9 protein-coding genes are annotated in these 10,255 nt (G+C 67.9%); 5 read left to right on the top strand and 4 right to left on the bottom strand.

Translation table 11 applies throughout. From position 1 onward, the window contains the following. Positions 1-43: 43 nt before the first annotated feature. The 5 genes from HMPREF3115_RS14580 to HMPREF3115_RS14560 all read left to right on the top strand — a co-directional run bounded on the left by HMPREF3115_RS14580 (position 44) and on the right by HMPREF3115_RS14560 (position 5,829). Entirely contained in the window at positions 44-1,534 is a 1,491-nt protein-coding gene (locus HMPREF3115_RS14580) for an aldehyde dehydrogenase (RefSeq protein WP_006403213.1), read from the top strand. Between the two features lie 18 nt (positions 1,535-1,552). Next, entirely contained in the window at positions 1,553-2,515 is a 963-nt protein-coding gene (locus tag HMPREF3115_RS14575; RefSeq protein WP_059940458.1) for a VOC family protein, read from the top strand. Further along, on the top strand, positions 2,512-3,747 hold the full coding sequence (locus tag HMPREF3115_RS14570) for an NAD(P)/FAD-dependent oxidoreductase (protein WP_070554895.1): 1,236 nt from the start codon (positions 2,512-2,514) through the stop codon (positions 3,745-3,747). Before HMPREF3115_RS14575 ends, HMPREF3115_RS14570 begins: the two co-directional genes overlap by 4 nt. Positions 3,748-3,784: 37 nt before the next feature. Next, on the top strand, positions 3,785-5,185 hold the full coding sequence (locus HMPREF3115_RS14565) for an MFS transporter (RefSeq protein ID WP_006403216.1): 1,401 nt from the start codon (positions 3,785-3,787) through the stop codon (positions 5,183-5,185). Positions 5,186-5,424: 239 nt separating this feature from the next. Continuing rightward, complete coding sequence (locus HMPREF3115_RS14560; RefSeq protein WP_053298495.1) at positions 5,425-5,829, top strand: PPC domain-containing DNA-binding protein; 405 nt, start codon at positions 5,425-5,427, stop codon at positions 5,827-5,829. A 33-nt stretch (positions 5,830-5,862) separates the two neighbouring features. Here the strand turns inward: HMPREF3115_RS14560 and HMPREF3115_RS14555 are convergent, their stop codons facing one another. The 4 genes from HMPREF3115_RS14555 to HMPREF3115_RS14540 all read right to left on the bottom strand — a co-directional run bounded on the left by HMPREF3115_RS14555 (position 5,863) and on the right by HMPREF3115_RS14540 (position 10,001). Continuing rightward, positions 5,863-7,104, bottom strand: a complete 1,242-nt coding sequence (locus HMPREF3115_RS14555) for a DUF2252 family protein (protein WP_070554893.1) — start codon at positions 7,102-7,104, stop codon at positions 5,863-5,865. Positions 7,105-7,152: 48 nt separating this feature from the next. After that, complete coding sequence (locus HMPREF3115_RS14550; protein ID WP_006403219.1) at positions 7,153-8,439, bottom strand: NRAMP family divalent metal transporter; 1,287 nt, start codon at positions 8,437-8,439, stop codon at positions 7,153-7,155. 257 nt (positions 8,440-8,696) lie between these two features. Beyond that, on the bottom strand, positions 8,697-8,945 hold the full coding sequence (locus HMPREF3115_RS14545) for a hypothetical protein (RefSeq protein WP_006403221.1): 249 nt from the start codon (positions 8,943-8,945) through the stop codon (positions 8,697-8,699). A 621-nt stretch (positions 8,946-9,566) separates the two neighbouring features. Beyond that, on the bottom strand, positions 9,567-10,001 hold the full coding sequence (locus HMPREF3115_RS14540; RefSeq protein ID WP_070554892.1) for a universal stress protein: 435 nt from the start codon (positions 9,999-10,001) through the stop codon (positions 9,567-9,569). Positions 10,002-10,255 lie beyond the last annotated feature (254 nt).

Below are 10,255 nucleotides of genomic sequence, written 5' to 3'. Positions count from 1 at the left end.
CGTTCGCGCCGCCGCGCGCACCGAAAGACCTGGGATTTGTGAAATGACTCCATTCGATACGAGCCTCGTACCCAACGGCGACATCCTGATCGGCGGCGAATGGCGGCGCGGCCGCGGCGCGCCGTATGCGAGCGTCTATCCGGCCGATCAGTCGCTGAACCTGGAAGTGTCGACCGCCAGTGCCGAAGACGCGGCCGACGCGATCGTCGCGGCCGACGCCGCGTGGCGCCGTGCCGACTGGGCCGGCCTCAAGCCGCATCAGCGCGCGCTCGTGCTGTACCGGATCGCCGATCTGATCATGCAGCGTCATGAAGCGCTCGCGCATCTGCAGCGCCGCGACAACGGCAAGCCGATCGGCGAGACGCGCGTGCTGGTCGCGAGCGCCGCGAATACGTTCCGCTACTACGCGGCGTGCCTCGAAACGCTGGACGAAGAGCTGACGCCGTCGCGCGGCGACTATCTGACGATGAGCGTCTACGAGCCGATCGGTGTGATCGCCGCGATCACGCCGTGGAATTCGCCGATCGCGTCCGACGCGCAGAAGCTCGCGCCGGCGCTCGCGGGCGGCAACGCCGTCGTGCTGAAGCCGGCCGAAGTCACGCCGCTCGCCTCGCTCGCGCTCGCGCGGATCTGCGAGGAAGCCGGCGTGCCGAAGGGCGTACTCAGCGTGCTGCCGGGCAAGGGCTCGGTGATCGGCGACGTGCTCGTGCGTCATCCGCTCGTGAAGAAGGTGTCGTTTACGGGCGGCACCGAGGTCGGTCGCGGGATCGCCCGCATTGCGGCGGAGAAGCTGATGCCGGTGTCGCTCGAGCTCGGCGGCAAGTCGCCGACGATCGTGTTCGACGACGCCGATCTCGATCATGCGGTCAACGGCGTCCTGTACGGCATCTTCAGCTCGTCGGGCGAAGCGTGCATCGCGGGCTCGCGGCTCTTCGTACAGCGCTCGGTGTACGACGCGTTCATGAAGCGGCTCGTCGACGGCGCGCGCAAGCTGCGCGTCGGCGATCCGGCGCGGCCCGACACGCAGATGGGGCCGCTGATCACCGCGAAGCATCGCGAGTCGGTCGAACGCTACGTCGCGCTCGGGCTCGACGAGGGCGGGCGGCTGCTCTGCGGCGGCGAACGGCCGACCGGCGACGGGCGCGAGAACGGTTTCTTCTATCAGCCGACGATCCTCGAAGGCCTGTCGAATCGCGCGCGCATCTGCCAGGAGGAAATCTTCGGGCCCGTCCTCGTGGCGATGCCGTTCGACGACGAGGCGTCGCTGATCGAGCAGGCGAACGACAGCGTGTTCGGCCTTGCGGCCGGCATCTGGACGCGCGACTACAAGCGAGCGTGGCGCGTCGCGCGCGCGCTCGAGACGGGCACCGTCTGGATCAATACGTACAAGCTGTTCTCGATCTCGACGCCGTTCTCCGGCTGGAAGGAGAGCGGGATGGGCCGCGAGAAGGGCCGCCTCGGGATCCGCGAGTACATGCAGCAGAAGAGCCTGTACTGGGGCTTGAACGACGCGCCGCTGCCGTGGGCGAACTGAGCGAAGAGGAATCACGCAATGACCATCTTGGGTATCGAGCAGATCACGTACGGCGTCGACGACCTCGCGACGTGCCGCCGCTTTTTCGCGGACTGGGGACTGAAGGAAGTCGCGCATGACGAGACGCACGCGCGCTTCGAGACGATGAACGGCTGTACGGTGCGCGTCGTGAAGGCCGACGATCCGGCGCTGCCGCCCGCGTTCGAGAGCGGCCCGACGCTGCGCGAGGTCACGTGGGGCGTCGCGACGCAGCCGGAACTCGACGCGCTGCGCGGCAAGCTCGCCGGCCAGCCCGGCTACTACGCGCACGACGATGCGATCGGCTGCATCGATCCGAACGGGATGGCGATCCGCATCGAGGTCACGCGCAAGCGTGCGCTCGACATCACCGGTTCGCCGTCGAACGTATGGGGCAAGGCGCTGCGCGTCGACCAGCCGAGCCCCGTCTATGCGCGCGCGGAGCCGGTCGAGGTCGGGCATGTCGTGTTCTTCACGAACTGCCTCGACGAGCAGGAGCGCTTCTATCACGACCTGCTCGGCTTCGAGACCTCGGACCGCTATCCGGGCCGCGGTGCGTTCATGCGCTGCGCGCCGCACGGCGGCCATCACGACCTGTTCCTGCTCGCGCTGCCGAACGGCAAGCGCGGCCTGAACCACGTCGCGTTCACCGTGCGCGACATCCACGAAGTGTTCGGCGGCGGCATGCACATCGACCGCTGCGGGTGGCAGACGCAGCTCGGGCCCGGCCGTCATCCGGTGTCGTCGGCGTACTTCTGGTATTTCCAGAATCCGGCCGGCGGCCTGATCGAGTACTACGCGGACGAAGACGTGCTGACGCCCGACTGGCAGCCGCGCGAATTCGAGCCGGGCCCGACCGTGTTCGCCGAGTGGGCGGTCGACGGCGGCCTCGACGGCAACACGCGCCGGCAGAAGGACGCCAAGGCGCCGGAAGGCAAGTTCATGACGGAGCGCAAATCATGAGCGACGCGAACACCGATGCGCCGCGCACGATCGTCGTGATCGGCGGCGGGCAGGCGGCCGGCTGGGTACTGAAGACGCTGCGCGCGGAAGGGTATGCGGGCCGTCTCGTGATGATCGCCGACGAGCCGCATCTGCCGTACGAGCGCCCGCCGTTATCGAAGGCCGTGCTGGCCGGCGACGCGGACATCGAGACCGTGCGCGTCGTGCGCCCGGACGAGTTCGACGCACTGAACGTCGAGGCCTGGCAGCCAGAACGCGCGGAATCGATCGACCGCGCGCGGCGCGTGGTGAAGACCGCGAGCGGTCGCGAGACCGAATACGACCGCCTCGTGATCGCGACCGGCGGCACGTCGCGACGGCTGCCCGACGCGGTCGTCCATACGTCGAACCTGCACTACCTGCGCACGCTCGACGAGGCCGCCGCGCTCGGCGAGAAGCTGCGCGCGAGCCGGCGCGTGCTCGTGATCGGCGGCGGCTGGATCGGCCTCGAAGTCGCGGCGACCGCGCGCAAGCTCGGCGTCGACGCGGTCGTCGTCGAAGGCGCGCCGCGGCTGTGCGGCCGCTCGGTGCCGCCGATCGTGTCGGATTTTCTCTGCGACCTGCATCGCGCGAACGGCGTCGACGTGCGGCTCGGTGCTGCGCTCGCATCGCTCGACGCGCAACCGGACGACGCGTCGAAAGTGCGCGCGACGCTCGCCGACGGCACGACGATCGACGCCGATTTCGCGGTGGCCGGCATCGGGCTCGCGCTGAACGCATCGCTGGCGAGCGACGCGGGGCTGGCCGTCGACGACGGCATCGTCGTCGACGAGTTCGGCGCGACGAGCGACCCGGCGATCTTCGCGTGCGGCGACGTCGCGAATCATCACAACGGCTGGCTGAAGCGGCGCGTGCGGCTCGAATCGTGGGCCAATGCGCAGAACCAGGCGATCGCGGCCGCGAAGGCGGTGCTCGGCGTGCGCGCACCGTACGCCGAGATTCCCTGGTTCTGGTCCGATCAGTACGACGTGAACCTGCAGATCCTCGGCGATCTGCCGGCCGATGCGCAGCTCGTCGTGCGCGGCGATCTCGCCGCGCGCCGCGCAACGCTGTTTTTCCTCGGCGACGGGCATGTGAGAGGTGTCGTCGCCATCAACAACGCGCGCGAACTGAAGCTCGCGCGCAAGTGGATGAACCAGGGCCGGACAGTGGATAGGGAAGCCCTGGCAGACACGACCAAGGCGCTTGCCTGAGCGGCCAGACCCACACGAGATCCAGGAGAGTTCCCGCATGAGCACTTTCGATAACGTCGTGGCCGGTCGGGCCGCGATGGAAGCTGCCGCCTCCACGCCCGGCGCGATCATCGCGCGGCTCGAGCGGCTTCCGGCCAATGCGATGCAAATCCGCGCGCGCATACTGATCGGTACCGCGACGTTCTTCGACGGCTTCGACGTGATCACGATCGCGGCGACGCTGCCGCTGCTGATTCACAAGTGGGGCTTGTCGCCGACGCAGATCGGCATGCTGATCGCATCGGGCGCGATCGGTCAGCTGATCGGCGCATTCCTGTTTCCCGCACTCGCGGAAAAGCACGGCCGCGTGAAGGCGATCGCGTGGAGCTCGGCCGTGATCGGCATCACGAGCATCGCCTGCGGCTTCGCGCCGACGTTCGAAGTATTCGTGCTGCTGCGGATCCTGCAGGGGCTCGGGCTCGGCGGTGAATTGCCGGTCGCCGCGACCTACATCAACGAGATCACGCGCGCACATGGCCGCGGCCGTTTCGTGCTGCTGTACGAGATCGTGTTCCCGATCGGTCTGCTCGTGTCGATGGCGCTCGGCGCGTGGCTCGTGCCGCGCTTCGGCTGGGAGATCATGTACTTCGTCGGCGGGTTGCCGCTGCTGCTGGCGCTCGTGCTCACGCACGTCGTGCCCGAGTCGCCGCGCTGGCTCGCGTCGCGCGGGCGGCTGGCCGAAGCCGGCCGCGCCGTGAGCGCGTTCGAGACGTCGGTGCGCGGCGAGCTGCCGCCCGTCACGCAGACGGCCGCGTTCGACGAAATGGTGCGCCAGCATCCGAAGCGCCGGATGCTCGACCTGTTCAGCCGCGCGTACCGCAAGCGCACACTCGCGATCGCGACGCTGTGGGCGACTTGCGGGTTCATCCAGTACGGGCTGTCGACGTGGCTGCCGACCATCTACAAGAACTTCTATCACGCACCGCTGCAGCTCGCGCTGAATCTCGCGGTGATCGGCTCGGTGATGGGCGTGCTCGGTTCGCTCGCGTCGGCGCTGCTCGTCGACAAGCTCGGCCGCAAGCCGGTGATCGTGTGGTCGTTCGTGCTGTGCGCACTGTCGCTGGCGCTCGCGGGCATCTATCACGCATCGTCGGTCTACGTCGTCGCGACGTTCTGCTCGCTGTCGCTCGGTCTGATGGCGTCGGGCTTCATTACCGCGTACGTCTATACGCCGGAGCAGTATCCGACGAGCATCCGCGCGTCGGGCTGCGGGCTCGGCAGCGCGTGGCTGAAGATCGCATCGTTCGCGGCGCCGATGATCGTCCCGCACGCGATCATTGGCGGCGATCTGAGCCCGGCGTTCTATCTGCTCGGCGCGGTGCCGCTGATTGCGGCCGTTACCGTGTACTTCGTCGGGATCGAGACGAAGGGCAAGGTGCTCGAAGCGCTCGAGGCGTAAGCGCAGCCGGCCGCGATGGCCGGCTTGCCGCACGAAACGCGAAAGGTCCGGACCTGGTCCTAGCCTCGTTGCGTTCGCGCACTCGCGAGCGTGCGCGGCGAACGACGGTCGCCGTATCGGTGTCACGTCGCTCCGCTGCTCGCGCCCATGCGCTGCCGTATGTGCTCGGGCGGCGGACTTGCCCGATCGCAGCGTCGAACGTACGCTTGGTCGACGCCTTCCTTTCGCAGGTATCGACGATGCAAGCCCATCCTCTGCGTCTTTCCCCCGGCGACGATCTGCGCGCGTCCATCGAGCACGCGCTGCGGCGGCTCGGCGCGCACGCGGCCTTCGTGCTGCAGGGCATCGGCAGCCTCGACGCCGCGCAGTTGCGTTTCGCCGGCGTCGACGCGCCGACCGAACTGCGCGGCGATCTGGAAATCCTCACGCTGGCCGGCTCCGTCTCGCCGCACGGCGCGCATCTGCATATGTCGGTGTCGGACGCGCACGGCCACGTATCGGGCGGCCACGTCGCGCACGGCTGCATCGTGCGGACGACCGCCGAGATATTGCTCGCGCTGTTGCCCGAGCATCGCTTCTCCCGCGAACCGGACGCGCGCACCGGTTTCGACGAACTCGTGATTCGCACGAACGACGGCCGTTGATCGCGCGGGCCGCGAGCGATGCGTGTCGTCCGCTCAGCCGAGCGTCGTGCCGAGCACGTAGCGCCGGCAATGTTCGAGATAGGCTTCTTCGTGCGTGGCCATCAATTCGATGATGCTGCGCCACAGCCATGAAGGCGCGTCGACGGTCTTGGCATGCTGGCTGCGCAGCGCCGCGCGCCATGCCCGTTGCGTCGCGCCGTCCATCTGTGCCGCATGCGCGCGGCCGATCACGCGCGCCAGATAACGCGCGGCCGCGATCGCATCGTCCTCCGACAGCCGTTCCGCTTCGAGCTTGAGATCCTGCGGCATCAGTTCGCGAATCACGACCGAATGCCCGTCGAGGCGCGCCGCGCACATCCGGCTTCCCAGCATCGGCGACAGATGGCGCGCACCTTCGACCACGCGCTGGGCCGCATCGCGCGGCATTTGCGCGCCGCGATGCATCGGCGCCTTGGCGGCCGCGGCCTCCTTGATGTCGATCAGGCAGGGCGGGTGGCCGTCCGCACAGCCGTCGTCGATATCGAGCATGACCGCGAAGCGCCGCCGCCCGAGCGAACTGCAGCCCTTGACCCAATACGCGGCGTCGAGCACTTTCATCTTCGCGTTGCCGCGCGCGGTGGGGCTCAGCGCCGCGCCGATCGGGGACACCGAGGCCGATTCGAACAGTGCGTGAATCGCGGCGCGCTCGTCGTCGGACAGCGGCCAGAAGCGCTTGCCGAGCGGAATGCGCGGCGCGGCATCGCGGATCGTCTGCCGATCGAGCTTGCGCCACGAACGATGCAACGCGGCCTTCATCGCGATCTTCACGGGGGCCGGACGCGCGTCGCCCTCGCCGTCGTTGCGTCGGCGAGGATCGAACGCCTGCTCGTAGCCGGCGATCAGCGCTTCGATCATTCGCCACGTGATGATGCCGGGCAGATCGGAGCTGCGCGCCGCGGTCGCGACGGAGAAGCCGAGCCGCAGCAGGTCGTGCGCCGGGTTGCCGATCACGCTCTGGTCGAGATCGCGAATCTGCACCGCGACTTCGCCGGTCTTGTCCGCAACGGGGCCGAGATTGCCAAGATGGCAGTCGCCGCCGATCCAGACGGCCGGGCCCTCGGGCACCGCGCCCGACCGGTGCTCCGCGAGCCACGCATAGAAGCGCTCGGCGCTGCCGCGCGTGAAGGTGTGGATCGAGCGCGCCATCTTGCGGCTGCGCAGGCTCGCGAGAACCTGCGCGCGCGCGTCGCTGGCAGGCAGCGCCGATCGCGCGGTTTTTCTGGCCTTCCTGGGCACGATCCCCTCCGTTTTGATGTCGTCTGTCGAGCGCCGAGCGCGCGCGGCCTAGCCCGGCACGAACACGCCGAGCGCGGCGATCGCCATTGCGAACGTCGCGATCCATCCGCCCCATTTCAGCGCGCCTTTCACCGCAAATTCGCCCATGATGCGCGTGCTGCCGGCCATCAGCATCATCACGACCATGATCGGCGCGGCCGTGACGCCGTTGATCACGGCGCTCCAGTACAGCGCGCGGATCGGATCGAAATGCATGAAGGTGATCGCGATGCCGCCGACGATCGCCAGCGCGATGACCGCATAGAACTCGCGTGCGACGCCGAACTCGAGCGCGAGGCTGTTGCGCCAGCGGAACGTGCCGGCCGCCGCATACGCAGCGGATCCGGCGAGCACCGGCAGCGCCAGCAGCCCGGTGCCGATGATGCCGAGCGCGAACAGCACGTAGGCGAAGTGTCCGGCGAGCGGTTCGAGCGCGCGTGCGGCATCGGCGGACGTCTTGACGTCGATGTGATGCGCGTTCAGCGTGGCGGCCGCCGTCAGCGTGATGAAGAACCCGATCAGATTCGATACGCCCATGCCGACCCACGTGTCCACGCTGATGCGGCGCAATTGCGCCGGTGCCTGATGCGGCGCGCGGCGCAGCGAGTGCGCGTGCGGTGCGGCCTCCAGTTCCTCGACTTCCTGCGAGGCCTGCCAGAAGAACAGGTACGGGCTGATCGTGGTGCCGAGCACGGCGACGACGGTCGTGAAGTAGGCCGCGCTTGGCTGCACGTGCGGCCGCACGAGGGCGCGACCGACTTCGCTCCAGGGCACGGGCACGATCAGCGCCACCGCCACGTACGCGAGCAGCACCAGCGCGATCCATTTGAGCAGTCGCGCGTAGCGTTCGTACGGAACGAAGATCTGCAGCAGCACCGACACGCCGCCCAGACAGACGACGTACAGCTGTTGCGGGCCGTGCAGCAGCAGGTCGACGGCAGCGCCCATCGCCGACAGGTCGGCCGCGATGTTGATCACGTTCGCGATCAGCAGCAGTGCGACGGTCGCATACAGCAGCCAGCGCGGATAGTGCGTGCGCATGTTGGACGCGAGGCCCTTGCCGGTCACGCGGCCGATGCGCGCGCTGACGAGCTGGATGGCCGTCATCAGCGGATAGGTCAGCAGCAGCGACCACAGCAGTTCGAACCCGAATTGCGCGCCGGCCTGCGAGTACGTGCCGATGCCGGACGGATCGTCGTCGGCAGCGCCGGTGATGAGTCCCGGCCCCAGGCGTCGCAGCCACGTTGCGGCGTGAGGGCGATCCGCCGGCGGATTGCTGGACTCGGTGTCGTTCATGATCGCGGCCCGTGGAGAGGGGCCAATCGGGGCGCAATTCCCGTGCCCGCGCGCACGGCGGGCAATGGTACCGGCGGCGTTTTCAGGAAGCAGAGCGCGCCGGACAAGGCGCACGACGTGATCGTCGCGGATTCAGTTGAACGGGCAGTGCGGCGGGAAAAGACGACGACGACGGCGAGCGCAGTCGCCGTCGCTTTGCATCGTCGGCGGGAGGCGTGGGAGCGTGCCGGCCGGCCGACGCCGGTCGGCGTGCGGCGTCAGCGAGCCGCCATCGCGACGTCCTGATCGGCACGCCCGGTGACGAGACAGCCCGACATGAACGCTTCGCGCTGGCTGTCGGCCGCGGCGCTGCCGAAGCCGCGGCCGAGCGCGTCGTACCGCACCTGTTCGGCCCGCTCCGCACACGCGGCCGGGCCGGCGTCGCGGCCTTGCGCGTGCAGCATCGCGCGATCGCCGATCAGATAAACCAGCAGCGCGAAAAATGCGATGTGTACGGCTCGTCTCATGGTTCGTCTCCTTATGGTCCAAGCGTAACGCGGACGCACCACGCCGAGCACTTGGGGCTTCCCCCGGTAAACGTCTGTTGAAAGGGCGCGGCCGGTGCCTTGCGCCGGCCGTTTTTTCGCTACGGCGGCTCGCGGGTAGCGGAGCCGGCGCGCAAGGGCGCGGAGATCGACGCCAGTTTGACGAATATCAGAGTGCGGGAAGCGCGAGACGGTCGTATTGCCGGTCGCGGCGATAGCATGAGCTCATGCGCTGACGGAACGCGGTGGGCGACAAGCGGTAAGCGTATGCGCTCCGGTTCCGGTCGAGCGTGTACGTGTCCAACCTATCGCTATCGAACAGTGAGGAATCCAAATGCTTAACGTCACTTCCGTCCTGATCAGCATGGCGCCGTTGTGGGCGATCCTGCTGCTCGCGTCTTCCGCGGCGACCTATCTCGTGTTCTGGCGCAAGGCAATCAAGTAAGCGCGACGGCGCGCATTGCGCGACGGCCAACGGCCGACCGGAGTCGGTCCGCCGGCATCGCGGGCATCGGCACGCGTGCGCCGGCAGTCTCGTTCGCGATGCAGCGCGTCAGACGTCGGCGCGAACTACGCGCTCGCCAATCCGGCGCACCGCGACGCTCATCGCACCGTCGTGATCGGCACGTTCGAGATGCGCATGAGGCGGTCCATCACAGTGCGTCTGAACATCGACATGACGGTGTGAAACGGATCACGCTTCGGCGCCACGACGACGATTTCATCGCAGCCCGTCTCGGCGGCTGCCGCCGCGATCGACGCGGCCACCGGCCCGACTTTCTGCACGACGCTGTAGCGAACGCGGGCTTCCTGCAGGATCCGCCGCGCGCTCGCGAGGTCGTCGTTCGCGAACTTTTCCTCGATCGACCGCAGCCGCGACAGCGGATGAAACGCCTCGAGCCGTGTGGCCTCGAGCGGCGGCTGGACGTTGACCAGCACGACTTCCGACGCGCACCGTTCGCGGTAGAGGAAGGCCGCATGGCGAACCGCCTGAAGCGAACGGGGAGCATGACCGACCGGAACCAGCAGCTTGAGCATCGACGGTATCCCGTAATCGACAGGCTTTCAGCGTAATGCGCGATCGCAGCGAGCGGTCTAAAAAGTCCGCACGGTCGCGTAAAAATGTCGTCAACGCTGACGATCGTGTTGCGCTTATTGGAAATATAAGAAATTTAACTTTATGCGCATAAACGATTTCACCGATCGGCTGCGCGGCATGGCGACCGGCTCGATTGCTGCGCCGATTCAGTCGGATTCTCGATGAATGTCCGTGGAAAATATCGGAGGTCGCG

The sequence above is a fragment of the Burkholderia sp. HMSC10F09 genome, from assembly GCF_001806955.1.
GTDB lineage: Bacteria > Pseudomonadota > Gammaproteobacteria > Burkholderiales > Burkholderiaceae > Burkholderia > Burkholderia multivorans.
The sequence above is the reverse complement of the archived record's forward strand: the minus strand, read 5'-3'. Positions and strand labels throughout refer to the sequence as shown.